This is a genomic window from bacterium Scap17 (assembly GCA_013376735.1).
Classification (GTDB): Bacteria; Pseudomonadota; Gammaproteobacteria; order Pseudomonadales; family Halomonadaceae; genus Cobetia.
Map to the genome: position 1 here is coordinate 3,543,190 of VINJ01000001.1, position 26,858 is coordinate 3,570,047.

20 protein-coding genes and 3 tRNA genes are annotated in these 26,858 nt (G+C 64.3%); 5 read left to right on the top strand and 18 right to left on the bottom strand.

The features are described 5' to 3' along the window. Positions 1-24: 24 nt before the first annotated feature. On the top strand, positions 25-765 hold the full coding sequence (gene tsaA, locus FLM52_15065) for a tRNA (N6-threonylcarbamoyladenosine(37)-N6)-methyltransferase TrmO (GenBank protein NVN57064.1): 741 nt from the start codon (positions 25-27) through the stop codon (positions 763-765). Positions 766-953: 188 nt separating this feature from the next. Then, positions 954-1,532 (top strand): NAD(P)H-dependent oxidoreductase, encoded by a 579-nt coding sequence (locus FLM52_15070; GenBank protein NVN57065.1) that lies wholly within the window; start codon positions 954-956, stop codon positions 1,530-1,532. Between the two features lie 157 nt (positions 1,533-1,689). On the opposite strand, the gene purC is transcribed toward FLM52_15070, so the two are convergent. The 4 genes from purC to FLM52_15090 all read right to left on the bottom strand — a co-directional run bounded on the left by purC (position 1,690) and on the right by FLM52_15090 (position 5,361). After that, entirely contained in the window at positions 1,690-2,406 is a 717-nt protein-coding gene (gene purC, locus FLM52_15075; GenBank protein NVN57066.1) for a phosphoribosylaminoimidazolesuccinocarboxamide synthase, read from the bottom strand. Positions 2,407-2,600: 194 nt separating this feature from the next. Continuing rightward, entirely contained in the window at positions 2,601-3,377 is a 777-nt protein-coding gene (locus FLM52_15080) for an MBL fold metallo-hydrolase (protein NVN57067.1), read from the bottom strand. A gap of 161 nt (positions 3,378-3,538) precedes the next feature. Beyond that, positions 3,539-4,477: a hypothetical protein gene (locus FLM52_15085; GenBank protein ID NVN57068.1), complete on the bottom strand. Its 939-nt coding sequence runs from the start codon at positions 4,475-4,477 to the stop codon at positions 3,539-3,541. Next, complete coding sequence (locus FLM52_15090) at positions 4,477-5,361, bottom strand: 4-hydroxy-tetrahydrodipicolinate synthase (protein NVN57069.1); 885 nt, start codon at positions 5,359-5,361, stop codon at positions 4,477-4,479. The genes FLM52_15085 and FLM52_15090 overlap by 1 nt, the downstream gene beginning before the upstream one ends. A gap of 447 nt (positions 5,362-5,808) precedes the next feature. On the opposite strand from FLM52_15090, the gene FLM52_15095 reads away from it, so the two are divergent. Next, complete coding sequence (locus FLM52_15095) at positions 5,809-6,285, top strand: peroxiredoxin (GenBank protein ID NVN57070.1); 477 nt, start codon at positions 5,809-5,811, stop codon at positions 6,283-6,285. Between the two features lie 127 nt (positions 6,286-6,412). Here FLM52_15095 and FLM52_15100 read toward each other — a convergent pair whose 3' ends face one another. Together FLM52_15100 and FLM52_15105 are read right to left on the bottom strand one after the other, a co-directional pair. Beyond that, a complete protein-coding gene (locus FLM52_15100) occupies positions 6,413-7,504 on the bottom strand; it encodes an AI-2E family transporter (GenBank protein ID NVN57071.1) in 1,092 nt (363 codons plus the stop codon). Next, a complete protein-coding gene (locus tag FLM52_15105) occupies positions 7,501-7,806 on the bottom strand; it encodes a sulfurtransferase TusA family protein (GenBank protein ID NVN57072.1) in 306 nt (101 codons plus the stop codon). Before FLM52_15105 ends, FLM52_15100 begins: the two co-directional genes overlap by 4 nt. A gap of 216 nt (positions 7,807-8,022) precedes the next feature. On the opposite strand from FLM52_15105, the gene FLM52_15110 reads away from it, so the two are divergent. Beyond that, positions 8,023-9,525, top strand: a complete 1,503-nt coding sequence (locus FLM52_15110) for a M48 family metalloprotease (GenBank protein ID NVN57073.1) — start codon at positions 8,023-8,025, stop codon at positions 9,523-9,525. A 110-nt stretch (positions 9,526-9,635) separates the two neighbouring features. Here FLM52_15110 and nadA read toward each other — a convergent pair whose 3' ends face one another. The 12 genes from nadA to purL all read right to left on the bottom strand — a co-directional run bounded on the left by nadA (position 9,636) and on the right by purL (position 25,110). Next, positions 9,636-10,694: a quinolinate synthase NadA gene (gene nadA, locus FLM52_15115; GenBank protein ID NVN57074.1), complete on the bottom strand. Its 1,059-nt coding sequence runs from the start codon at positions 10,692-10,694 to the stop codon at positions 9,636-9,638. A 318-nt stretch (positions 10,695-11,012) separates the two neighbouring features. Beyond that, a tRNA-Lys gene (locus tag FLM52_15120) sits at positions 11,013-11,087 on the bottom strand. Between the two features lie 16 nt (positions 11,088-11,103). Then, positions 11,104-11,178 (bottom strand) — tRNA-Lys (locus tag FLM52_15125). A gap of 36 nt (positions 11,179-11,214) precedes the next feature. Next, positions 11,215-11,289 (bottom strand) — tRNA-Lys (locus FLM52_15130). Between the two features lie 268 nt (positions 11,290-11,557). Further along, a complete protein-coding gene (gene rluB, locus FLM52_15135; protein ID NVN57075.1) occupies positions 11,558-12,418 on the bottom strand; it encodes a 23S rRNA pseudouridine(2605) synthase RluB in 861 nt (286 codons plus the stop codon). Between the two features lie 212 nt (positions 12,419-12,630). Continuing rightward, entirely contained in the window at positions 12,631-13,722 is a 1,092-nt protein-coding gene (scpB, locus tag FLM52_15140; protein NVN57076.1) for an SMC-Scp complex subunit ScpB, read from the bottom strand. Next, positions 13,719-14,756, bottom strand: a complete 1,038-nt coding sequence (locus FLM52_15145) for a segregation/condensation protein A (protein ID NVN57077.1) — start codon at positions 14,754-14,756, stop codon at positions 13,719-13,721. The genes scpB and FLM52_15145 overlap by 4 nt, the downstream gene beginning before the upstream one ends. Before the next feature lie 126 nt (positions 14,757-14,882). Further along, the gene (locus FLM52_15150) at positions 14,883-16,133 is read right to left on the bottom strand and encodes a tryptophan--tRNA ligase (GenBank protein ID NVN57078.1); all 1,251 of its coding nucleotides are present in this window, start codon (positions 16,131-16,133) and stop codon (positions 14,883-14,885) included. Positions 16,134-16,242: 109 nt separating this feature from the next. After that, a complete protein-coding gene (locus tag FLM52_15155; GenBank protein ID NVN57079.1) occupies positions 16,243-18,033 on the bottom strand; it encodes a DEAD/DEAH box helicase in 1,791 nt (596 codons plus the stop codon). Positions 18,034-18,276: 243 nt separating this feature from the next. Continuing rightward, positions 18,277-19,098, bottom strand: a complete 822-nt coding sequence (locus FLM52_15160) for a crotonase/enoyl-CoA hydratase family protein (protein NVN57080.1) — start codon at positions 19,096-19,098, stop codon at positions 18,277-18,279. A gap of 213 nt (positions 19,099-19,311) precedes the next feature. Then, entirely contained in the window at positions 19,312-20,952 is a 1,641-nt protein-coding gene (locus FLM52_15165) for an FMN-binding glutamate synthase family protein (protein ID NVN57081.1), read from the bottom strand. A 243-nt stretch (positions 20,953-21,195) separates the two neighbouring features. Then, positions 21,196-25,110 (bottom strand): phosphoribosylformylglycinamidine synthase, encoded by a 3,915-nt coding sequence (gene purL, locus FLM52_15170; protein ID NVN57082.1) that lies wholly within the window; start codon positions 25,108-25,110, stop codon positions 21,196-21,198. A 172-nt stretch (positions 25,111-25,282) separates the two neighbouring features. Between purL and mltF the strand changes: the two genes are divergently transcribed. Beyond that, the gene (gene mltF, locus FLM52_15175; protein NVN57083.1) at positions 25,283-26,776 is read left to right on the top strand and encodes a membrane-bound lytic murein transglycosylase MltF; all 1,494 of its coding nucleotides are present in this window, start codon (positions 25,283-25,285) and stop codon (positions 26,774-26,776) included. Positions 26,777-26,858 lie beyond the last annotated feature (82 nt).

The window sequence follows — 26,858 nt, forward strand, 5'->3', positions numbered from 1 at the left end:
GCCGCGGCGCTGGGGCAACAGGCCATGCAGCCGGTGGGCATCATCGAAAGCTGCTACCCGGACAAGTTCGGCATTCCCCGCCAGCCGGGACTGGCGCGTCATGCGAGTGCCATCCTGCACCTGCTGCCACCCTTCGATGACCCGGACTGCGTGCGCGACATCGAGGGTTTCAGCCATCTGTGGATCCATTTCCTGTTCCACGCCAGCCCCACACGCTGGACGCCCTTGATCCGCCCGCCGCGCCTGGGGGGCAATGCGCGCACTGGGGTCTTCGCCTCGCGCAGCACCCACCGCCCCAACCGACTGGGGCAGTCGGTGGTCGAACTGGCAGGCGTCGAGACGGCGGCCAATGCCACGCCGGATGACGGGCAGTCGAGCAAGCGCAACGGCGTGCGCCTGCTGCTGCGCGGCCACGACCTGCTCGATGGCACGCCGGTAATGGACATCAAGCCGTATCTGCCGTGGGTCGATGCGGTGCCCGAGGCGCGTGCCGGCTATGCGCCTGCGCCACCGTCGCGCCACGCCGTCGCCTTCAGCGCACCGGCCGAGCAGACACTGGCGACGCGGGCCGACAGCGCCACGCTGCGCGCCCTGATCGAGGAAGTGCTCGCCCAGGACCCGCGCCCCGCCTATCACGCCACCAGGCCCGCCGATGGCAAACGCCAGTATGGCGTACGGCTGGTGGACGTGGATGTGCGCTTCACAGCCCGCACGCAACCCGATGGCTCCTTGACGATGGAGGTCGCGGCTATCGTGGCCGTCTGATCAAGCCCCTGCGCGAGCCAGAGCAACGCCTTGTCCAGTGGGGGGGCCACGCCTTGCATGAAGCGGATCGAAGGATTGCGCGCGCCAGATCAAGACAATGCCAGATTGGATTGGCGAACCGTCACGAGACCCGACCATACTGGGCGTGCGTTCCTTCATCTCCACTCGTTTCACCGGGAGTCCGCCGCATGAGTATCCGTCTGCTTGCCTTTGCCGCCAGTACCCGCAAGGCCTCCGTCAATCGACGCCTGATCGAGCGCCTGGCGCACCACGCCCGGCAGGAAGGTGCCGAGGTCAGCCTGCTCGATCTCAACGACTTCCCGATGCCGCTCTACGATGGCGACAACGAAGAGGCCAATGGCCGTCCCGCCAGCGCCGACCGCCTGCAGGAGATGCTGGCCAGCCATCAGGGGCTTCTGCTGGCGACCCCGGAATACAACGGCTTCTTCAGCCCGCTGCTCAAGAACACCTTCGACTGGCTGTCACGCCCGGCGGCGGATGGCCAGAGCGGCATGGATGCCCTGCGCGGCATGCCGGTCGGCATCGTCTCAGCCTCACCCGGTGCCATGGGCGGCATGCGCGCACTGCCCTTCGTGCGCCTGTACCTGAACAATCTCGGCATGCTGGTCGCGCCCCAGCAGATCGCGGTCTCGCGTGCCGCCAGCGCCTTCCACGCGGATGGCAGCCTGGATGACGAAGGCCAGGACCACGCCCTCGCGGCTGTCGCCCGTCAGGTGATCGACCTGGCCAGCCTGCGCGCGTCCTGAGCGCCACGCCTCTTTCCTCACAGCTACGCTCCCGGCCAGACAATTGACGCCTACCAAACACGAACGGCCCCCTGCCACTGGCAGGGGGCCGTTCCTTGATGCACTGTCTGCGTGACGTCGGGACATCAGGGCCCCTGTCTGTCACCCAGGCTCAGGCTCAGGCCGAGAAATCGATACCGATACGGCGACCGACTTCCTCGTAGGCTTCGATCACGCCGCCCAGACCCTGGCGGAAACGGTCCTTGTCGAGCTTCTCGCGCGTCTCGGCATCCCACAGACGGCAGCCGTCCGGCGAGAATTCGTCACCCAGCACGACCTCACCCTTGAAGACGCCGAACTCGAGCTTGTAGTCGACCAGCAGGATGCCGCCGTCGAGGAACAGCTGCTTGAGGATGTCGTTGACCTGGAAGGTCAGTTCCTTGGCACGCGCCAGGTGCTTGGGCTCTGCCCAGCCGAAGGTCTCGACCAGCGACTCGTTGATCATCGGGTCGCCCTTCTCGTCGTTCTTGAGGAACAGCTCGAAGGTCGGCGGATTGAGCTCGAGGCCTTCCTCGACCCCCAGACGACGCACCAGCGAACCGGCGGAGATGTTACGCACCACGCACTCCACCGCCATCATGTCGAGACGCTTGACCAGGCACTCGTTGTCGCTGACCAGACGCTCGAAGTGGGTCGGGATACCGGCCGCCTTGAGTTTCTCCATGATGAAGGCATTGAACTTGTTGTTGACCATGCCCTTGCGGTCGAGCTGCTCGATACGCTTGCCGTCGAAGGCGCTGGTATCGTCGCGGAATTCCAGCAGCAGAAGATCCGGGTCGTCAGTGACGAAGACGGATTTGGCCTTGCCAGCGTAGAGCTCTTCACGCTTTTCCATGAGATTCCCCCTGATGACGCTAGACGCGTCGAGTGTTGAGGCGGTCGACGATGAATCGATCACGCTTGAGTCTGTCACGCCCAGCCGAGAGGGACTGTGGCGTTGGTGTATAACGTGATTCGAGAGCTGTCCATCTGGTCAGCTCGTCCAGAATCACGAACGCCCGATCGCGAAGCGACCGGGCGTCATGAAAATCAGGCGATGGCCTGCCAGCCAAAGCCGCTGTCCTGCGCGGCGATGATCAGGCGACTATCGTCATCCGCAAGCCAGGGGGCCAGTGCTTCCCGGGCCAATGTCGGATGGTTGTTGCTCTCCGACAGGTGCGAGGCCACCAGCCGCTGCAGGCGCGCCAGCCCCAGATAGGGCAAGGCGGCGCACGCCTGGGCATTGGCCAGGTGACCGAGCCGCCCTCCGACCCGCCGCTTGAGGCTGGGCGGATACGGCCCGCTGGCCAGCATCTGCGGATCGTGATTGAACTCCATCACCAGCGCATCGCAATCGGCAAAGCACTGCAGCACATGCTCGCTGACATGGCCGAGATCGGTCAGCACGCCGAGGCGACGCGCGGCCGTCTCACCGCGTCGGTTGAACACGAACTGCACCGGCTCGCGCGCATCGTGGGGCACCGTGACCGGCAGAATCTCGAGATCCTTGATCGCGAATTCCTGCTGCGGCGTGATCAGATGCCGGCTCGGCAACGTGCCCAGCTTCTTCGCGCGCCCGGCAAGCCAGGTGCCGGTAGTCAGGTGCACCGGCACAGCGTGGCGACGCGCCAACGGCCCCACGCCGCTCAGATGATCACCATGCTCATGGGTGACCAGCACGGCGTCCAGCTGCGAGGGATGCACACCAAGGCGCGCCAGACGGGCCTCGGTCTCCTTGAGGGTGAAGCCGCAATCGACCAGCACCAATGCCTCGCGGGTGCGGATCAGCGTGCCGTTGCCCTTGCTGCCGCTGCCCAGCGAAGCCATCGCCAGCACGCCCTGAGCGTCGTCACTCGGCCCACGGGCGGCCGTCAGGCCATCCGCCAGCGCCCCAGTGCCTGCCACCGGGAGGGGGATCTGAAACGACGCAGCCGCCTCACCCGACGAGTCGTCAGATGAGGCGGCGCAAGGCGTGTCGAGCCACATGCTCAGCGCAGTGTCGACGCCACGGCGTCGAGCAGCTCACGCGCCAGTGCCGGCGTGGTCTCTTCACCATCGGCACGGGTCGCCGTGACCAGGGTGTGGTCATTCTCGGCGCGCAGCTTGAGTATCATCGGCACCGGATCACCATCGCCCCCGATACCCAACCAGCCGCCATCACGCTCTTCACGCGGGATGTAATCGACCATGAACTCGCCACGCGAGCGGTCCTGATCGGTCAGCGTCTGGTAGTCGGTGTTGAAGTTCTTCTGCAGCTGATAGAGCAGCTCGGCCCAGCTGCGCTCGATGTCCAGCGCCAGATCGACCTGCCAGGTGCCATCGCGGCCTTCCAGGCGCACGCGGTCATCACGACTGAGCGACTGGGCTGCCAGCGAGACACCGCTATCGGCGGAAGACGCGGCCAGATAGCCGCTCAGCGCGTTCAGGCAGCTGCCGGCGACATCGTCGCCCTGCTGACAACGCACTTCGGAGGCATCGGCACGCAGCCCCTGGCTGACGCTGATGATGCCCTGGGCCGTGGTGATCTCGCCCTTGCCGGCATCGATGCTCTGCACATCGAGGCCCTGGTCGCGCACGAAGGACTGCAGACGTGTCCACACCGCTGCCGGCGCGGCGTTCACGGCCAGCCAGCGGGCATCGCCGCTCTGACGCATGGCGACGAACTCTCGCCCGCCCTGCTCGCTGGTCGCCAGTGGCTGGGGACGCGGCGCCTCGAAGTCGTCGCTGGCCAGGAAGTCACTGCTGGCCTGCGGTACCGGCATGGAATCCTGGTAATCACCACGATTGATCGTGTCCGGCAGCTCCAGCGGCGGTGCGATGCTGGCATCGGCATACTCGCTGTTGCGATCGTAGTAGTAGCCATCACTGGAACAGCCTGCGACCGCGAGCGCCGTCAGCAGGGCCAGTGGCACGAAACGCTGACTCATCAGTTGAGCACCTCGGCCAGTTGCAGTGCTTCCTCGACCGTGGAGTGGTACTGCTCGGACAGCCAGGTCAGCGGCAGACGCACGCCGGATTCCGGCGACAGGCCCATGCGGTGCATGGCGAACTTGACCGGGATCGGGTTGGACTCGACACCCATCGCGGAGTGCAGCGGCATCAGGCGCGTGTTGATCTGGTGAGCGCGCTCGGCATCGCCGGCCACGGCGGCTTCACACATCTCGTGCATCAGGCGCGGCGCGACGTTGGCCGTCACGGAGATATCGCCGTGGCCGCCCATCAGGATGAAGTCACAGGCCGTGGGGTCATCGCCGGAGTAGAGCGCGAAGTCGGTGCCCTTGAGACGGTCGATCAGTTCCTGACCACGCTCCAGGTTGCCGGTGGCATCCTTCAAGCCGACGATGTTGTCGAGCTCGGCGAGGCGGAAGACCGTCTCGTTGTAGATATCGGAGCAGGTACGACCCGGCACGTTGTAGAGAATGACCGGAATACCGGCCTGCTCGGCGACGGCCTTGAAGTGCTGGTAGAGCCCTTCCTGGGTCGGCTTGTTGTAGTACGGCGCCACGGAGAGGCAGTAATCCGCACCGACTTCCTTGGCGTAGCGAGCCAGTTCGACCGCTTCGGAGGTGGCGTTGGCGCCCGTGCCGGCGATGACCGGAATCTTGCCGGCGACCGTCTCTACCACACAGCGGATGACATCGAAGTGCTCCGCGAAGGACATGGTGGTCGGCTCGCCGGTAGTGCCGGCGGCGACGATGGCATCGGTGCCATTTTCGAGGTGGAAGGCGACCAGCTGGCGCAGGGCGTCCCAGTCGATCTCGCCGGTGGCCTTCATCGGGGTCGCCAGTGCGACAATGCTACCTGTGATCATCCCTCGAATTCTCCTCTGGTGCCTGATGCGCCAGGCGTGTCCCTGCGCTGTTGAAACAACGGATCCTGGGGACAGACATCTGACATAAATTGGTTGACGCAGGACTCTGATTGCGTGGGCACGCCGACACGCGAGTCGCGTCAAGGGTGATGATGTTACAAAGACCATCGAAGCCTGTACAGACGCCATCTGCACCCGTTGTGCAAAGCGGTGGATTCCCTCGCCTGTCCGCGGGGCAGATGCACGGTGGATGGCCACGATGGCGTTGGTCGCCAAGACGGTGAAACACAAGAGTTCTGCCCCGTCTTTGACAAGTCAGGACGCCCTGCGTGTAATGCAGGACACACCGCAGAAGCGGGCAAGCGCGATGCCCATCACTGCCGGTTTCTTTCATCATTCAGCACTGTCAGCCGCCACATGGCCGTCAGTCATCGCCAGGAGAGCACGATGAGCGTCAGCCTCGGTCAGCCAATTCCCGACTTTACCGCCCAGGCCACCAGTGACACCGAAGTCACTCCGGCCAGCCTCAAGGGCAAGCAAGCCGTCATCTATTTCTACCCGAAGGACCACACGCCGGGCTGCACCACCGAAGGCGGTGACTTCCGCGACAACCTCGAGGCATTCGAAGCGGCCAACACCGTGATTCTCGGCGTTTCCCGCGACAGCCTGCGCACCCACGAGAACTTCCGGGCTAAGCAGGGCTACCCGTTCGAGCTGATCAGCGACCCGGACGAGACCCTGTGCAAGATTTTTGACGTCATTCACATGAAGAAATTCATGGGCAAGGAAAGTCTCGGCGTGGTGCGCTCCACCTTTCTGATCGACGCCGACGGCAATCTGGCGCGCGAATGGCGTGGCGTAAAGGTCAAGGGCCATGTCGAGGAAGTGCTGGAAGCCGCCCGCGAACTCAACGCTGACCGCTGACCGCCAGACTCGAATGGCAGCAGCTCGAGTGACAGCAGCTCGTCTGGGAGCAGTTGGGTAGAGAGCGCCTGTGTGCCAGCCGCCTCAGCCATGAAAAAAGCCCCGCCGATTGGCGGGGCTTTTTCGATCAGGCGCTCTTGTCCGCGACCCGATTCTCCTCGGCGCGCGCCCGGCGCGGCCAGGCGTAGAGCAGCGACTTCATCAGGGTCGCCAGCGGGATGGCGAAGAATACCCCCCAGAAACCCCAGATACCGCCGAAGAACAGCACCGCGAGGATGATCGCCACCGGATGCAGATTGACCGCCTCCGAGAACAGCAGCGGCACCAGCACGTTGCCATCCAGCGCCTGGATGATGCCGTAGGCGATCATCACGTACATGAAGGTATCGCCCAGCCCGTAATGAAAACCGGCGACGGCGGCGACCGGCAAGGTCGCCCCTGCCGCGCCGATGTAGGGGATCAGCACCGAGAAGCCGACCACGATCGCCAGCAGCGCCGAATACGGCAACCCGAAGGCGACGAAGGTGACGTAGCTGACGCCACCGACGATGACGATCTCGATCACCTTGCCACGCACGAAATTGGCGATCTGATCATCCATCTCGTTCCAGACCCGGTTCATCAGTAGACGCTTGCGTGGCAGCAGCGCCAGCGTGAAGTCCACCAGCCGCTCGCGGTCCTTGAGCATGAAGAACACCAGGATCGGCACCAGCACCAGGTAGATCACCACCCCCATCAGGTTGCCCAGCGACGCCAGCGACAGCGATACCGCGCGCTGCCCGAACTGGGTCAGCTCTCGCCCGGCGGCGCCGACCCACTGCTGGACCTGCTCCGGCGTGATCAGGCCGGGGAAGCGCTCCTGCAGCTCGCCCAACCAGCGCTGCCCTGAAGCGAACATGCCGGGAATCTCCTGGATCAGATTGGCCAGCTGATGCCAGACCAGCGGCAGCAGAATCAGCGCACTGGCCAGCATGATACCCATGAACACCAGCGTCATCAGGCTGACCGCTGCCAGACGTGGCAGACCACGGCGCTCCATCCAGCTCACGCCGCTCTGCAGCAGGAAGGCGACGATCAGGGCGGTGAAGAATGGTGCCAGCATGCTGCCCAGCCAGATGACGGCGGCGAACACCAGCACCAGCACCAGAAACAGCACCACCGCTTCTTCATCGGAGAAATAGCGCTCGATCCAGCCACGCAACAACGTCTTCATGGTCATGACGGATCTTCCTCGCACAGCGCCTTGATCACGAAGCGATAATCGCCCTGTGGCGTCTCTTCGCGCGAGACCAGCGCGTGATCGCTCAGCGCCAGATAGGCAGGGATGTCGCCCCAGGCGCCGGCATCGCTGGCGAGGACCTCGAGTTGCTCGCCGGCACTCATGCCAGCCAGTGTGAGCTTGGTGCGCAGCAGCGGCAACGGACAGTGCAGGCCGCGCGCATCCAGCGTCTTCAGGTGGGTATCGGCCGTGGAGTCAGCTATCGGATTCGCAGTCTCAGCGCCAGGTCGTTCGAATGCCATCTGCCCTTCCGTTCTCGTTATGATGTTCTGCCGCACACCGTGGAGAGTGCAGCTTGAAAACGCCCCGATTTAAGGGCACCTTGCCTGACAAAGCAACTTTCCGCCCTGCGCGGCTGCGTCTTTCCCGGACTCACGCAGGGTCGTCAACGCCAGTGCGGCGCCCGGCAATCCTGCGAGCCGACCGCACCTTGCGCCATATCGAAGAGGATTGCCTGCATGTCGTTGCTGCCCCCCTTGAGCGGACGCGTTCGCATCGGACGCCGCGGGCTTGCCACCCTGTCGAGCGCCCTGCTCGGCCTGTTGCTGATGGGCGCGCCGGTCGCCAGTGCGCCAGCCGCATCCCAGAACGACTATGGACTGCCGGACCTGGGCAGCGCGAGTGGCGGCATCTCCAGCAACGATGAATATCGTATCGGTCGCGCCTGGCTACGTCAGTTCCGCGCCCATGTGCGTGAATGGGATGATCCCATCACTCTGGACTGGATCGGTAGCATCGTGCGTCAACTGGCGCCGTGGAGCGAGCTGGATGACCGCGATTTCATCATCACGCTGGTCGCCAGCAGCCAGCTGAATGCCTTCGCCGTGCCCGGCGGCGTGGTCGGCGTCAATACAGGGCTGTTCGCCTTCGCGCCGGACCGCGACGCCTTCGCCTCGGTGATCGCCCACGAGCTGGGCCACCTCTCCCAGCATCACTTCGCGCGCAACATGGAGCGGCAGGCCGAGACACGCCTGCCGACACTGGCCGGCTTCCTCGCCGGCATGGTGATCGCGGCGGGCGGTGGCGGCTCAGCGGGCATCGCGACCATGGCCGGCACCCAGGCCGCTGCCATTTCCGACCAGCTGGCCTATTCACGGCGCTTCGAGCAGGAGGCTGACCGCGTCGGTATCGATGCACTGTCACGCGCCGGCTTTGACCCCGAGGCCATGCCGCGCATGTTCCGCGCCATGCAACGCATGGCCAGCCTGCAGGGCGGCAACGCACCGGAATTTCTGCTCACGCACCCGGTGACCGAGGCGCGTATCGGCGACACCCAGGCGCGTGCCGACGCCATGCAGAAGGTGACACCCGACCCGCTTGCGCAGCTCGCCTACGCGATGATCCGTGCCCGCGCCCTGCTGGCGCTCAATCTGCGCCAGCCCGAGCAGGGACTGACGACACTGCGCGAAGACAACCCCGACCCTGACGCGATTGCCTACTATCAGGCGCTGGCCGCGGCGGAGCACAACCAGGTCGACAAGGCGCTGGCCGCACTGGACCGCCTGCACGACAAGCATCCTGACCTGACCCTGATCAGCGCCAGTGCGGTCGAGGTCGCGCGGGATGCCCGGCGTTATGAGGAGGCGACCCGGCGCGCCAGACGCCTGCTGCGCCTGCAACCCGACTACCTGCCGACGCGACTGGCCATGGCGGAGGTCGCGCTGCAACAGGACCCCACCGCTGCGCGCCAGCAGCTGGAGGACATGCGCCGCGATCATCCCGATGACCCCAAGGTCTGGAGTCTGGCCTCCGAGGCCAGTGGGCGCAGCGGCCACACCGCCGAGGCCTTCCTGTATCGCGCCGAATTCGACCAGCTGGAGGGCCGCATGGACAAGGCCTTCGCTCAGCTCAAGCTGGCCGACGAGGCCGCACGCAAGAACGGCGACTTCAGCATGGCCAACCGTATCAGTTCACGCCGGGAGGACTTCAAGCGCTATCGCAACGCCATCGAGGAGTTCTGAGGCACGCTCCCTCTCGCAGCACCTGGCAAACAAAAACCGCCGCCCCGGGGAATCGGGAGCGGCGGTCCTGGTTCATGCAGGCAGCAATCGGTGGCGATCAGCGTCAGCGCTCAGCCGCGATTGAATTCCAACATCCGCGTCAACGGCTTCAGGGCGCGCTCACGCAGGTCATCATCGACGAAGATTTCCTCGGCATTGGCTTCCGCCGGATCGCGACGCAGCACGGCGGCCAGATTCTCCAGGCCGTTCATCGCCATCCACGGGCAGTGCGCACAGCTCTTGCAGGTCGCGCCATTGCCGGCGGTCGGCGCCTCGTACAGCTGCTTGTGCGGCGCGGCCTGCTGCATCTTGAAGAAGATGCCACGATCGGTCGCGACGATCAGCTGCTGATTGTCGAGCTCGACGGCAGCCTTGATCAGCTGCGAGGTGGAACCGACCACATCGGCCAGCTCGACCACCGACTGCGGTGATTCCGGGTGCACCAGCACCGCGGCGTCCGGATAGACCTTGAGCAGGTCGCTGATGCCTTGGGCACGGAACTCGTCGTGGACGATGCAGGCACCGTCCCACAGCAGCATGTCGGCACCGGTCTGCTTCTGCACATAGGCGCCCAGATGCTTGTCCGGCGCCCAGATCAGCTTCTCGCCCCGGGCATGCAGATGCTCGATGACATCGACGGCGATCGAGGAGGTCACCACCCAGTCGGCGCGCGCCTTCACGGCTGCCGAGGTATTGGCATACACCACCACGGTGCGGTCGGGATGCGCATCACAGAAGGCCGCGAACTCGTCTTCCGGGCAGCCCAGGTCCAGCGAGCAGGTCGCCTCCAGCGTCGGCATCAGCACGCGCTTCTCCGGCGACAGGATCTTGGAGGTCTCGCCCATGAAGCGGACCCCGGCAACGATCAGCGTCGAGGAGTCATGGCGGGCGCCGAAGCGTGCCATCTCGAGCGAGTCGGCGACGCAGCCGCCGGTTTCCTCGGCCAGCTGCTGGATGGCGTCGTCACAATAGTAATGCGCGACCAGCGCGGCATCACGCTCGATGAGCAGCTGCTTGATCTCGTCGATCAGCGCGGCATCTTCGGCGGCAGGGCGTGTCGGGCAGTAAGCGCGGGCCAGATGCTCGCGCACCTGCTCACGGACGGCATTGTGGGCCTCACGACCCGGCATGGCATTAGTCAGGCTGTTCATGTGTCTCTCACCTAGCCCACAGGGGCTCCCCCTGTGCTGAGTGGGTCAGGACTCGGCCCGGACACGAACGGCCCGTGGCGGCCCTGCCAGCGCTGCAGCTGGGCTCCCCAGACTGCGGCGTGTGCCTTGGGCGTCTATCGCCCGCAGCGTCGTCCGCACTGAGCGGACATGAGCCTTGGCTCGCCCACAAGGATACGCCTGGCGCGATCGCGGCTCCAGTCGACTTGGGGGGCAACGGACTCTTTCCTTTCGCGTAACAAAAATTGCCCCGCGCCAATGAAGGCACGAGGCAAGATCTGGTGGGTCGTGAGGGATTCGAACCTTCGACCAATTGGTTAAAAGCCAACTGCTCTACCACTGAGCTAACGACCCAAAACTGGGTGGCGGATGGTGGGTCGTGAGGGATTCGAACCTTCGACCAATTGGTTAAAAGCCAACTGCTCTACCACTGAGCTAACGACCCGCCGCCGGGTGCTTTGCAAGAGACCATTCCAGAGAATGGTGGGTCGTGAGGGATTCGAACCTTCGACCAATTGGTTAAAAGCCAACTGCTCTACCACTGAGCTAACGACCCTTGCGAAGCGGGACGTAAGATACCGCCGATCCCGTTTCGACGCAAGCCTTTTGCAAAAAAACTTCAAGTAAATGACCAGCTTGTCCGCCGGCACCTCACGCAACGCCCGCGCCAGCGCATGGACCAGCCCCTGTGACAAAGACGCGCAAGCCCGCGATGGGCGCGGGCTTGCGGGCTACCACTTAGGTCGCACGAGCTTGTGGCATGTCCACGAGCTCATGCCATGTCAGTGAATGACGGCGCATCGCCGCCCTCACCGACTGCGCCATCAGCGCGGCTTGCGTGTACGCTGCGGCGGCTTCTTCATGGCACGCACCGGACGACGCTTCTGCTTGTCGCGGCTCCAGCGATTCTGCTCGTCCGGCGTCAGGGCCGGCGCCTTGCGATGCTCGAGACCTGCCAGCGTGGACAGTTCATCGATCTCGCTCTGTTCCATCTCCACCCACTCACCGGCGCGAGCGCGCTTGTCGAGGAAGATGTTGCCGTAGCGCACGCGCTTCAGGCGGCTGACGGTCAGCCCCTGAGAGTCCCACAGACGACGCACCTCACGGTTACGGCCTTCCATGATCACCACGTGGAACCAGCTGTTGATACCTTCACCACCGAATTCCTGCACATCGGTGAAACGCGCCGGGCCATCTTCGAGCATCACGCCATTGACCATGTTGACGACGTGCTCGCGCTTGACCTCACCCATGACACGTACGGCGTATTCACGCTCGATCTGGGTCGAGGGGTGCATCAGACGGTTGGCCAGCTCACCATCGGTGGTGAACAGCAACAGACCGCTGGTGTTGATGTCGAGACGACCGATCGCGATCCAGCGCTCGCCTTTCAGACGCGGCAGGCGCTCGAAGACGGTGCGGCGGCCTTCCGGGTCCTTGCGCGTGCACAGCTCACCTTCCGGCTTGTTGTACATGATGACGCGACGCGCCGTCTCTTCCGCGCCTTTCAGGCTCTGCGGGCGATCATCGAGGCTGACCTGGTCACGCGGGCCGACGCGGTCACCCAGCTGGGCGACCTTGCCGTTGACCTTGACGCGGCCGGCGCTGATGGCGACTTCCATCTCACGGCGGGAGCCGAAACCGGAGCGCGCCAGCACCTTCTGCAGCTTCTCGTCCTCGACCAGCTTGTCGCCCTTGGCCTGCGGCGGCAGCGGACGCAGTTCCGGCGCATCACCGGCAGCCGGCTTCTTGCCGACATTGGCCTTGCTGCCGCGCGTGGACTTGCCGGTCGCGGCCTTGCCACCGGCATGCTGGCTGCTGCCGGGGCGAGAGGTCTTGCGCTTATCAGAGTCTGTCTTGCTCATGACATGAACCATTTCATCTATAGGAGTTTCGCCTACGCAGGGTCGTCATCATCGACGGTCCCGGCAGCGGAGGAGTCGTGCGGCTGCGCATCGGCAGCGTCGTCATCCTCGTCTGCACCGCGCAAACGTTGGCTGAGGCGCGCTTCAAGTGTGGCGAAGTCGAACCCCGAGCCGGTGGACGCCATCCCGGCGTGGTCATCTTCCGCCTGTGAGGCGGAGGGTGCTGCTGTGTTCGGTGTGTCAGCCGAGGCGCCGGCGGTATCGAGTGCGCGCGTCTTCAGCGCCTCTTCCAGCTGCTCGGCGGTGACGTCCGGCGGTTGCCAGTCGTCGGGCACCGGGGTGCCGGTGTCGGTCTCAAGATCTGACTCAAGACCTGATTCAAGACCTGTCTCAGCGCCTGATTCAGTCTTTTCCCCAGTCTCTGCGTCAGGTGCTGACTCAGCCGCTGTCTCATGCTCTGGATCAGCTCCTGCATCAGCGCCGTCTGCCGGTGCCTCCTCCGTCTCGCCGTCCGGGTCGTCCGGCAGCGGCAAGGTCTGAGAGGGCGGCACATCATACAGGTCTGCCTCGAGCTGTTCGAGTCCTTCGAAGCCTTTCAGTTCATGCACCGGCGGCAGCTCTTCCAGCGTCTTGAGACCGAAGTCATCGAGGAACTGACGCGTGGTGGCGAAGACCGCCGGACGCCCCGGCACATCACGGTGGCCGACCACTCTCACCCAGCCGCGCTCGACCAGGGTGCGCATGATCGAGGAGCTGACCGTCACGCCACGCACCTGCTCGATATCGCCGCGGGTCACCGGTTGACGATAGGCCACCAGCGCCAGGGTCTCCAGCAAGGCGCGTGAATAACGTTGCGGACGCTCTTCCCACAGCCGCGATACCCAGGGGGAGTACTGCTGGCGAACGCGCAGCCGCCAGCCACTGGCGGTCTCGATCAGCTCCAGCGCGCTCTTGTCGGCCGGGTGACGCGCTTCCAGCTTGCCCAACGCCTCGCGCAGCGCGGGCCTGGTCGGGCTTGAATACTCATCGAACAGACCGACCAGGCGCTCTAGCGTCAGCGGCTCGCCGGCGGCCAGCAGGGCCGCTTCGATGATCTGGTCCAGCGGGACATCGCGCAAACTCATGACGCCGCGTTCTCCTGCTCGTCGGATGGGGGTAAGGAAGGTGACGTCTGCGCATCATCGGACGCTGCGTCATCGTACGCTGCGTCATCGAACGCCCCCTGATCAGCCGCCACCTCGTCTTCATCGGCGAATTCCAGCGCCAGCCAGTCCTCGTCATCCTCGGGGTCCGGTTCCGGCGTGCGGGCGCGCACGTGAATCGGTGACAGCGGCGCGTTCTGGACGATCTCGATCATCGATTCCTTGGCCAGCTCCAGAATCGCCATGAAACTGACCACCACACCGGCACGCCCTTCCTCGAGCGTGAACAGCTTCTCGAAGGGCGTGAAGTGCTCATGGGTCAACAGATTCATGATCGCCAGCATGCGCTCGCGGGTCGACATCACCTCACGCGAGATGGTGTGCGCCTGGACGAGGTCCGCCTGACGCAAGAGGCCGGACAGCGCGCCGAGCAATTCCGACAGGTCGACATCAGGGTGCACCACGCGCGTCTCGAGTTCAGGGAGGTCTGCCGTGGCCACGAACCAGTCGCGGCCCTGGCGCGGCATCTCATCCAGCCCTTCGGCAGCCAGCTTGGTCTGCTCGTATTCCTGCAGACGACGAATCAGCTCGGCGCGCGGATCCTCTTCCTCGTCGTCATCACTCTCCTTCGGCTGACGCGGCAGCAGACTGCGCGACTTGATCTCCGCCAGCATCGCGGCCATCAGCAGGTATTCCCCTGCCAGATCGATCTGCATGGCATGCATCAGCTCGACATACTCGATGTACTGATGGGTGATGGCCGCGACATTGATGGCGAGGATATCGAGGTTCTGGCGACGGATGAGGTAGAGCAGCAGATCCAGCGGGCCCTCGAAGGTCTCGAGAAAGACACGCAGCGCCTCCGGCGGGATGTACAGGTCCTGCGGCATCTCGGTGAGCGCGGTGTCATTGACGCGCGCCAGCACCGTCGACGCCACTGTCGGGGGCGTGACGAGAGGTGCGGGCTTAAGCCCATCAGTGAGGGCAAAACTGGCGCCATCGAGCAGGTCGCTCATGACATCTCCTGCAGGAGGCGGGTGAGGGTGGGTCTGGGGGACGAGCATTCTAGCGGCTCGCGCCCCATCCCCCAAGTCTTTGCGCCGCCGGTAAGACGCCGGAGCCGCGCTCGACGCCGCCCGCGTCTAGCGATAGGTCAGGCCGATCACGCGCCGCAGCTCATCCAGGGTGTCACGCACGGTGTCGCGGGCCCGCTCGGCGCCTTCTGTCATCATGGTGCGCACCTTGCCATGCTCCCCTTCCAACGCCTCGGCACGCTCACGAATCGGCGTCAGCGCCGCGTCGACATGCTCGATCAGACAGCCCTTGCAGTCCAGGCAGCCGATGCTGGCATCACGGCAGCCCTCCTCCGCCCACTGGCGGTCCGAGGCGGGCGTGAAGCTTTCATGCAGTGTCCACAGCGGGCAGCGCTGCGGGTCGCCGGGGTCCTTGCGGCGCACGCGCGCAGGATCGGTGGGCATCTCGCGCACGCAGGCCGCGATATCGTCGCGCCCGCTGCGCAGGAAGATGGCATCTTCACGCGCGGCCTTGTGCGTCTTGAGCTCCATGCCCAGCAGCGGCTCGACCTCCCCCTGCCAGTGTTCCGGCTCGCCGAGGATGCGCCGCCCGCCACCTTCCAGATAGCCGAGCAGCCGCTCCTGCTGGTTGCGGTTGAGCTTGCTGGTCTCGGCCAGCAGGCCACGCGCGCGCTCGAAGGCCTCGAGATCCCCCTCTTCCTGATAGTCCTCGCGCCATTCGCGGTACAGGCGACCACTCTTCTTGCCCAGGCGGGCGATGGCGCGCTCGGCCTGCTCTTCAAAGCCGGCATCGCGCCCATAGCGATGATTGAAACGCCGGGCGACCTCGCGGGTGAACTCGACGTGCGCCCGCTGCTCGGGCCCGGCGGGGACGACCTCGCCGCGCAGCGCCAGGATATCGGCCGCCTGCATCAGCGGCGCGCCCAGCATCGCGAAGCTGGCCCCCTGCTGCTCGCCAAGCCCGGCCACCAGCTCACGGTAACTGGGCAGACGCTCCAGCCAGGCCTTGGGCGTGACGCTGGCCAGGATCATGTGCACATCGGTCAGCTCCGGCACCCAGGACTGGATGAACAGGGTGGCGACCTTGGGATTGACCCCACAGGCGAGACAGTCGATCACCATCGCCCAGCTGTACTGCTCGATCTCGTGGGGCGCGTGACCACTGACGGCCAGCGCGTTCCAGTCGGCGACCAGAAAATAGGCATCGTGATGGTATTGCAGCTCGGTCCAGCGCCGGATCACGGATTGATAATGTCCGAGTTGCAGGTGTCCAGTGGGGCGTAAGCCGGACACCAGCCTGGCCGAGGTATCGGTGGCACTCACCTTGTGAGTTCTCCCTGAAGCGTATGAAGCTGCCAGTCTAGCAACCCGAGCCCCCGCTCAGCATCCCCGCGACGTCGTGTCCCTGACCACCCGCGCCACGCATGCCGGCTCGCCAACGCTGACGGCGCCACTCTGACGGCGCCACTCAGCCTGCGGCGATTCCGGTGCGATAGCGCCCGGCATAGTCGAACAGCTTGTCGCGGATCTGCCAGTAGCGCCCGCTCTTGCGGCCGATGACGAAGTCCGGCGCCTTGAGGCGCTCCTCGCCCGCCAGCACCTCGGCGATGTCCTTGGGTGCCCAGTCACTGCCCGGTGCGCGCAGATGCCGCGCCAGAAAACTCAGGCGGAAGGCGTGGCGCTGGGCGGGGGTCTCGAGCGCGAACCATTCGGACAGATCGGTACCGTCCTCGTCGTAATAGGTCACCTTGAGACGCGGCAGACCGCGCCCGTTGCGCGCCTCCTCGAGCTGCCAGCCACTGACGCGCAGCACCCGCGCATCGCGCAGCTTGAGGGCATCGCGCAGCTTGTCATCCGGGTCGACCAGCCGTGCCTCACAGGCGTGACAATGGCGTGCGGCGATGTCATTGGCCTCACCACACTGCGGGCAGGCCTTGGCGCGATAGCGGAAGTCACACTGCACCAGCGGCCTGCCCTCGCCCTCCGGCGACTCGACCAGCCCCTGACAGCGACGCCCAAAGTGCTCGACCACCAGCTCGCCATCCTTGCGTCCCCAGAACAGATTGGCATTGCCGCACACCGGGCACTCGACCTGGACGATCTCGGTGTCGCCGGCCGGCTTCGGCGTCGCTACCTCCGGCGCGTAGAGGTCCCAAGGATTGCCGGCATAGTCGAGAATCAGACAGTCCGTCTTGCCGGGACTCAGACGCAGGCCGCGCCCGACGATCTGCTGGTAGAGACTGACGGATTCCGTGGGCCGCAGGATGGCGATCAGGTCGACATGCGGCGCATCGAAGCCGGTGGTGAGCACCGCGACATTGACCAGATACTTGAGCTGCTGGGCCATGAAGGCATTGATCAGCCGCTCGCGCTCCTCGCCGGGGGTCTCGCCAGTGATCAACGCGGCCTCACCCTCGGGCAGCAGCCCCGTGACTTCCTCGGCATGCTCGACGGTGGAGCAGAACACCATCACCCCACGCCGCTCGCGTGCCTGGGCGACGATATCCAGCACGATGCCCGGCGTCGCGCGCGAGCCCTGCACCACCTCGTTGAGCTCCGCCTCCTGGAAACCGCCGCCGATGCCGGGTGCCAGCTGCGAGAAGTCATAGCGCGCCACCGCGACATCGACGCGCCGCGGCTCACTCAGAAAGCCCTGCCGCACCATCAGGCGCAGCGGCTGCTCGAAGACGCAATCACGGAAGAAGCAGTCATCATCCCCTCGCACCATGCCGTGATAGTGTCGGTGGAAGATGAAGCCCTGACCGAGACGATACGGCGTCGCCGTCAGCCCCAGCACCTTGAGGCGCGGATTGTGCTCGCGCAGATGATTGATGACTTTGCGATAGCTGGCGTCCTTCTCCAGCGAGACCCGGTGGCACTCATCGATCACCAGCAGCGTGAAGGGCGCCGCCTGAGCATCAGTCGCCTGCTCAGCCGGCGTGAAGGCATCGAGGTTGCGCACCACTGACTGCACCGAGCCGAACACCACCTGACGCGAGGCCTGCTTGCGCTTGAGGCCGGCACTGAAGATGTCGGCGTCCTTGCCATAGGATTCGTACTTGGCGTGGTTCTGCTCGACCAGCTCGCGCACATGCGCCAGCACCAGCACACGCCCACGCGCGATACGCGCAAGCTCAGCGATCACCAGTGACTTGCCGCTGCCGGTGGGCAGCACGATCACCGCCGCCTCATCACTGCGGCGAAAGTGCTCGACGGTACGCCGCACGGCCTCCTGCTGGTACGGGCGCAGCTCAAACATTCAGCGCCGCCCAGCGAGACACGCGAGTGGGCGCGCTGCCGGCAGGCAGGCCCAGGGAAGAGATGGCTGACAGGGGCGTGAGGGCTGACAGGAACATTGACATCAAGGGGCCGCCGAATCGCAGGGGTGGACAATGTCCCCATTATCCGCATCAGCGACCGCAGCGGCAAAGTGGGTGTGGATAACCTGAGCCCGCCAACCTTCGCCCGTCAAGCCAAGACCATCACTCCCGGTCCGTCAGGATCAGAAGCGCGGCGCACGCCCCTCAAGCTTGGCCTTGATACATTCGGTCTGCTCCGCGCGTCCCAGCAGCGAGGACTGCAGCTCTGCCTCAAGCGCCAGTGCCTCGGCTTCCGGCGCATCAAGGGCCTCGTCGTAGAGACGCGTGATCGCGCGGACGGCGCTGGGAGAGCGCCCGGCAATCTGGCGCGCCAGGGCCAACGCTTCCTCCTGCGGGCTGGAGATGATGCGCGTGACCAGACCGGCGCTCTGCGCCTCGTTGGCCTCGACCTTGCGCCCGCTCCACGTCAGCTCGTGCAGCCAGTCCGGTCGCACGCCACGCGCGGTGACGCTGATGCCCATGTCCGGAATGATGCCCCAGTCGATCTCGAGCACCGCCAGGCGCGCATCAGGGTCACACAGGCGAATGTCCGCGCCCAGCGCGATCTGCAGGCCACCGCCGAAGACATTGCCATGCAACGCGGCGATGACCGGCACCCCGACATCTCGCCAGCCCAGCGCCAGCTGCTGCACGGTATTGCGCTGTGGCGCACAGCCATTGGCCCCCGCGACCAGCAACTGCGGTACGCGGGCGGCGTCGCCCATGATGGCGGCGATATCCAGCCCCGCACAGAAACTGGGCCCCTCGCCCGATAGCACGATGGCGCGCAGGCCTGACTCCCGGGCGCGGGCATGCAGCTCCTGCTGAACCGCCAGCAGGGCATCGATCATCTTCCAGTCGATGCCGTTGTGCTTGTCAGGGCGATTGAGGCGCACGTCGGCGACATGCTCACTGATCGAGAGAGTCACATAACGTTCAGGCGTGAGGTGGGTAGCGTCAGACATGGCGGTCTCCCTGGGACGGATAACGAGCAAGCACGCGCTCGAACGATTTCACGACAGTGCCGAGCGATGGCACTCATCCAGTGATAAACCCAAAAGGCGCAGGCAACCACACTGCGTTCGTCGAGCTGCCCGCGGGCATGACTCGTTACGTTTCAGTGTGACTGCCTGCGCCCGGTTGTTGAACGGTCGTTTGGTCGCAGAGGTGACGATTGTCTACTCGCGCTTGGCCCCCGACACCTCTGACAGCGATCGCGACTGGAAGCTCTCGGCCTGAGCCATGGCCCAGACACGACGATAGAAGGGGTAGTCGTCCCCTTGCGTCAGCAGCGCGCCCTTGGTCAGGAAGGGATGCAGGTGCGAGAACAGCTTGACCTCATTCTCGGAGACACGATGCACCAGGTGGTCCGGGGTGATCTGCCAGGGCGTGTGCAGGCCCGCCGCCGACAGGATCTCGGCCAGCGCATGCAGGGTGTTGTGGTGGAAGTGACGCACCTGATCGGCCTTGTCTTCCACGACCAGCGATTTCTGGCGCAGATCATCCTGGGTGGCGATCCCCGTCGGGCACTTGTTGGTGTGACAGCTCAGTGACTGGATGCAGCCCAGCGCGAACATGTAACCGCGGGCGGCATTGACCCAGTCCGCCCCCAGCGCCATCACGCAGGCGATATCGAAGGCACTGATGATCTTGCCGCTGACCCCGATGCGCACCTCATCACGCAGCCCTGCGCCCACCAGCGAGTTGTGGACGAACTGCAGCCCTTCACGCAGCGGGGTGCCGAGGTGATCGGTGAATTCGGTCGGTGCGGCACCGGTGCCGCCCTCACTGCCATCGACGACGATGAAATCGGGCACGATCCCGGTCTCGAGCATCGCCTTGACGATGGCCATGAACTCCCACGGCTGACCGAGGCATAGCTTGAAGCCCACCGGCTTGCCACCCGACAGCTCGCGCAGGCGCTGGATGAAGCTCAACAGCTCAAGCGGTGTGGAGAACTCACCGTGGTTGGAGGGCGAGATGCAATCCTTGCCCATCGGAATCCCGCGCGTCTCGGCGATCTCCTCGCTGATCTTGCTGGCCGGCAACACGCCCCCGTGACCGGGCTTGGCGCCCTGACTGAGCTTGATCTCGATCATCTTGACCTGCTCGCTGGCCGCCTGACGGGCGAACTTCTCGCCATCGAAGCGCCCTTCCTCGTCGCGACAGCCGAAGTAGCCACTGCCCAGCTCCCAGATCAGATCGCCCCCGAATTCGCGGTGGTAGGGACTGATACTGCCTTCGCCGGTGTCATGGGCAAAGTTGCCCAGCCTGGCCCCCTTGTTCAGGGCACGGATGGCGTTGGCGCTCAAGGAGCCGAAGCTCATCGCCGAGATATTGAACAGCGAGGCATTGTAGGGATGCGAGCACTGGGAGTTGCCGACGTTGAGACGAAAGCCCTTGGGGTCCGGCACGCTCGAGGTCTGCATGGAGTGACCGATGAACTCATAGCTGTCGGAATAGACATCGAGCAAGGTGCCGAACGGCTGGGAGGAATTGTGCTGACGGCCACGCGCATAGACCAGCTCGCGCTGCTTGTGGGAAAACGGCAGCTGATCGGTGTCCGACTCGAACAGGTACTGACGCATTTCCGGACGCAGCGCCTTGAACAGATAGCGCATGTTGCCGATCACCGGATAGTTGCGACGCACGGCGTAATCCGCTTGCCGCAAGTCATTGAGACCAACCGCGACCAGCAGCACAAAGATGCTGGCCAACGGCCACAGCCAGGCATTCTGCATCGCCAGGGGAAGGCAGATGAGCGCTCCGATGATACAGAGCAGGAAGACGGAATAACGCGGCAACAGCGACCATTTCAGCTTCATCACGACATCCTTGTAATGTGTCAGGCAGACATTCACGACCTCAGGCATGAGGCCTGGCCTCCACCTTAAGCTACCCGGCGTCCGTCACCCAGCTCCCACCATGGAACGCCACGTTGAGCAAGCCAGACGCGACTCCCGTACCACTCGCCTTGAATCGGCCCCAACGCAAGACGCCCCCATGGCCTTTGCCATGGGGGCGTCTCTCATGCTGTCATCCCGTGATGACCGACCGAGGGATCAATCGACCCAGCGACGGGCATTGCGGAACATGCGCAACCAGGCGCCATCCTGCTGCCAGTCGTCCGGACGCCAGGAGTTGGTGACGGCACGCGCCACGCGCTCCGGGTGCGGCATCATGATGGTCACGCGACCATCATCGGTGGTCAGACCGGTGATACCGGACGGCGAGCCATTCGGGTTGGCCGGATAACGCGTAGTGGTCTGGCCGTAGTTGTCGACGTAACGCAGTGCGACCTGGCCGCTGCTCTGCATCTTGCGCAGGTGAGCGCTGTCGCGGAACTCGGCACGCCCTTCGCCATGCGCGATGGCGATCGGCAGGCGCGAGCCTTCCATGCCATCGAGGAACAGCGAGGCGCTCTTCTCGACTTCGACCATCGCGACACGGGCCTCGAACTGCTCGGACTCGTTGCGCACGAAGCGCGGCCAGGCCTCGGCACCCGGAATCAGCTCCTTGAGCTGGGAGAGCATCTGGCAACCGTTGCAGACGCCCAGCGCGAAGCTGTCGTCACGGTTGAAGAAGCGCTCGAACTGCTCACGCGCACGCGCATTGAACAGCACTGACTTGGCCCAGCCACCGCCGGCGCCCAGCACGTCACCGTAGGAGAAGCCGCCACAGGCGACCAGCCCCCGCATGGTATCCAGATCGACACGCCCTTCGAGGATATCGCTCATGTGGACATCGACGGCCTCGAAACCGGCGCGGTCGAAGCTTGCCGCCATCTCGAGCTGACCATTGACGCCCTGCTCGCGCAGGATCGCCATGCGCGGACGTGCGCCGGTGTTCAGGTACGGCGCCGCGATGTCCTCGTTGACGTCGAAGGTGGCCTGGACGGAGAGGCCCGGGTCACGCACATCGTTGATGGACTCGAATTCGCTCTTGGCGCAATCGGCGTTGTCACGCGCGGCCTGCATGCGATAGCTGGTCTCGGCCCACAGGCGCTCGGCGCTGGCGCGGGTGGTGGAGAGCAGGTTCTGGCCCAGCAGCGTGATGTTGATCTGCTCATCGGCACGCGGCGTGGCGATCACGCCACTGTGCTCGAGTCCCACGGCCTTGAGCTCGGCGAGGATGGACTCGGTATGCTCGCGACGTACCTGCACCACGGCGCCCAGCTCTTCGGCAAACAGTGCGCCAGTCGCCTGGCCCGGCTCGGCGGCGGTCCAGTCGAGGGAGATGTCGAGACCGACGCGTCCGGCGAAGGACATTTCCATCAGGGTGGTCAACAGACCACCGTCGCTGCGGTCGTGGTAGGCCAGCAGCTTGCCTTCGGCATTGAAGCGCTGGATGGCCTCGAAGAAGTGCTTCAGATCTTCCGGCCTGGCGAGATCCGGCGCTTCATTGCCGACCTGACCATAGACCTGCGCCAGCGCGGAGCCGCCGAGGCGGTGAGCACCGTGACCGAGATCGATCAGGATCAGGTCCGTCTCCACGGCCTCGCCATTCAGCGTGCGACGCAGCTGCGGCGTGAGGGTACGCATGGCATCGGTGACCGGCGCGAAGCCTGTCATCACCAGTGACAGCGGTGCGGTGATCGACTTGTCTTCGCCGTTCTCGTCCTGCCAGGCGGTGCGCATGGACATGGAGTCCTTGCCGACCGGAATGGTCAGGTCCAGCGCCGGGCACAGTTCCATGCCGACGGCGTGGACGGCATCGAACAGCGCCTGATTCTCGCCGGTATGATCGGCCGCGCTCATCCAGTTGGCGGACAGCTTGATGTCAGACAGCTTGGCGATCGGCGCGGCGGCCAGGTTGGTGATCACCTCGGCCACGGCCAGGCGCGCGGAGGCGGCCGGCGAGATCAGTGCGACCGGCGTACGCTCGCCCATCGCCATCGCTTCACCGACATGGCTGTCGAGGGAGCTGGTGGTGACGGCGCAATCGGCCACCGGCACCTGCCACGGACCGACCATCTGGTCACGTGCGACCATGCCGGTGATCGAGCGGTCGCCGATGGTGATCAGGAATTTCTTGGAAGCGACGGTGGGCAGCTGCAGCACACGGGTCATCGCTTCGCGCGGGTCGAGATTGTCGAGACCCAGTGCCGGCAGCTCCAGCGTCTGGCGCTCGAAGCTGCGTGACATCCTGGGCGGCTTGCCGAACAGCACGTCCATCGGCAGATCGACTGGACGTGTATCGAAGTGACCATCCTTGACGATCAGCTCGTGCTCCTCGAGGGCTTCACCGACCACGGCGTACAGGCAACGCTCGCGCTTGCACAGGGCTTCGAAGGTGGCCAGATTCTCCGGCGCCACCGCCAGCACGTAACGCTCCTGGGATTCGTTGCACCAGATTTCCAGCGGGCTCATGCCGGACTCGGCGCTTGGTACGGCGCGCAGATCGAACAGGCCGCCGCGGCCACCATCCTTGACCAGCTCCGGCAGTGCATTGGACAGACCGCCCGCGCCGACGTCGTGGATGAAGCAGATCGGGTTCTTGTCATCCAGCGCCCAGCAGCGATCGATGACTTCCTGCACGCGACGCTCCATCTCGGCGTTGTCACGCTGCACGGACGCGAAATCGAGGTCTTCGCTGGAGCTACCCGAGGCCATGGAAGAGGCAGCACCACCGCCCAGACCGATCAGCATCGCCGGGCCGCCCATCACGATCAGCTTGGCACCGACCGGAATGTCGCCCTTCTCGACGTGCTGACTGCGGATGTTGCCGTAACCGCCGGCGAGCATGATCGGCTTGTGATAGCCGCGACGCTCGATGCCGCCGGCACCGAAGGCATCCTGCTCATAGGTGCGGAAGTAGCCATTGAGGTTGGGACGGCCGAATTCGTTGTTGAACGCAGCGCCACCGATCGGGCCTTCCAGCATGATGTCGTAGGCGGTCTTGATGCGCTCCGGCTTGCCGTAGTCGTGCTCCCACGGCTGTTCGAAGCCCGGGATACGCAGATTGGAGACGCTGAAGCCGGTCAGGCCGGCTTTCGGCTTGGAGCCGACACCTGTCGCGCCTTCATCACGGATCTCGCCGCCAGCGCCGGTCGCCGCACCCGGATAGGGAGCGATGGCCGTCGGATGATTGTGGGTCTCGACCTTCATCAGGATGTTGATCGGTTCCTGATGGTAGGCATAGATGTGGCCTTCGCCTGTCGGGAAGTAGCGCCCGGCGGTCGGACCTTCCATGACGGCGGCGTTGTCACTGTAGGCAGAGAGCACACCGTCGGAATGATTCTGGTAGGTGTTCTTGATCATCTTGAACAGCGAGTGCGTCTGCGCCTCGCCATCGATGGTCCAGTCCGCATTGAAGATCTTGTGGCGGCAATGCTCGGAGTTCGCCTGGGCGAACATCATCAGCTCGATATCGGCAGGGTTGCGGCCCAGAGTCTTGAAGGACTCGACCAGATAATCGATCTCGTCGTCAGCCAGTGCCAGGCCCAGGGTGCCGTTGGCCGTGACCAGGGCGTCGCGACCGCCGCCGAGGATATCGACATGGGCAAGCCTGGCGGGTGACTGATGCTGGAAGAGACGTGCGGCGTCCTGGGTTCGGGTCAGCACTGTCTCGGTCATGCGGTCGTGCAGTCGGGAGGACAGCGTGGCGAAGAGCTCTTCGCTCAGGGGAGCATCCAGCTTGATGCGGTAGGCGATGCCACGCTCGAGGCGGCGGACTTGCGGCAGGCCGCAGTTGGCGGCGATATCAGTGGCCTTGGAAGACCAGGGAGACAAGGTACCGAGGCGAGGGACGACGAGGAAAAGATGTCCCTCAGCAGGGCTCTCGTCACGACTGGGGCCGTAGTCCAGCAGGCGCTCCAGTGTTGTCCGGTCAGTACTGCTCAGTTCACCATCGACCTCGGCCAGATGCAGGTACTCGGCATGAAGAGATTCCACCTCCGGCACCAGCTCGCGTAACGAAGCCAGTAGACGGGTGTGACGGAAGGCGGAAAGGGCAGGCGCGCCTCGCAGTTCGAGCATGGTCAGGGAAAGCCTCTGAAGCAGCGTGAACGGACAACCGCCAAACGGCGGCAGCAAGCGCATATCATACGTGAAAGGCGAGCCTTAACGAAGCCCGCAGGCGACATGCGTTGGATGACAGTGTGTTGAGCTGCCGGTATGGTGGAAGCCCTGCCGTGAATGATGCTGACGCATGCTCAAGACCTCGCCCTCTTCTCTCATTCCGCCCGTGCGACAGCTGCTGCGCCACGCGCGGCGTTTTTTCGTCACGGCACTGGCCCTCGCCTTGCTGATACTGCCCGAGCGCACCCTCATCGAGATGCCTACGCGGCTGGACGATGTCCGTGCGCGCGACTTCATTCAGGTCGCCACACGCAACACCCCCACGACCTTCTATCGTGGCCGTCAGGGGCCTACCGGTTTCGAATACGAACTGGCACGTGACTTCGCCGATTATCTTGGCGTGAGTCTGTCGATGGATTCCGAGCACAATATCGAGAGCCTGACCCAGAGCGTGCTCAATGATCAGGCCGATCTCGCGGCCGCGACCCTACCGCTGGATCTCTCCGAACAGGGCCTGCGCTTCTCACGCCCCATCCTCGAATTGCAGGCGATGGTGGTCTATCGACGCGGCATGCACCCGCCCAAGGAATTGAAGGATCTGGTCGGCAAGCGCATCGGCGTCATCAAGGGCGCCGGCACCAGCCTGGTACTGAGGGAAGTCCAGCAGGACATCCCCGAGCTCAGCTGGAAAGAAACCGGCGAGCTTGAGGTGGCGGATCTGCTGCAACGCATCGAGGAAGACAAGCTGGATGCGGCGGTCGTCTATTCCCATCAATTCAAGCTCAACCGCCTGTTCTTCCCCAATGTGGAGAACGGCTTCGACGTGGGCGACCCTCTGACGCTGGCCTGGGCCTTCCCCGCGCATGGCGACATCTCATTGCTGACCGCCGCCAATGATTTTCTCGAGACACGCCGCCAGGATGGCACCCTCGATCGACTGGTCGAGCGCTATTTCGGCCATGATGATTATCTCGAGTATGTCGGCGCCCGTACCTTCATCCGCCAGGCACGCGATCGCCTGCCACGCTATATCGATACCTTCAAGGAAGCCGCACGCGAAACCGGTATCGACTGGAAACTGCTGGCCGCCACGGGCTATCAGGAATCGCACTGGCAACCCGAGGCCACCTCTCCTACAGGGGTGCGCGGTCTGATGATGCTGACCAATGTGACGGCACGCGAAATGAAGATCGCCAACCGTTTGGACCCCGTTCAGAGCATCGATGGTGGCTCACGCTATCTTGTGAGTATAAAGGGACGCTTGCCGGACGAGATCAAGGAACCGGATCGCACTTGGATGACGCTGGCAGCCTACAATGTCGGCCTGGGTCACCTGTTTGATGCCAGACGGATCGTGAAGATGAAGGGCGGCGACCCGAATCGCTGGAAGGATGTCCGCGAAGCCCTGCCCTTGCTTCAGAATCGTGAGTGGTACCAGAAAGTCCGTTATGGTTATGCACGCGGCGGAGAACCTGTCATCTATGTACGCAATATCCGACGTTATTATGAAATACTGAATTATGTTTACCGTAGCCAGCAGCAGTTCTATCAGCTGGACGAGCGTCCGATTACCGACGACGAAGGCGACAGCAATCCCTTCGATACTGTGCCTCCGATTCTCTGAGGATGGAGTTCGGACCGTCAGCACTCCGGTGCCTCAAGTGCACGCATCTTCACCACACATCAAGAGCCTCTAAGGACAGGGA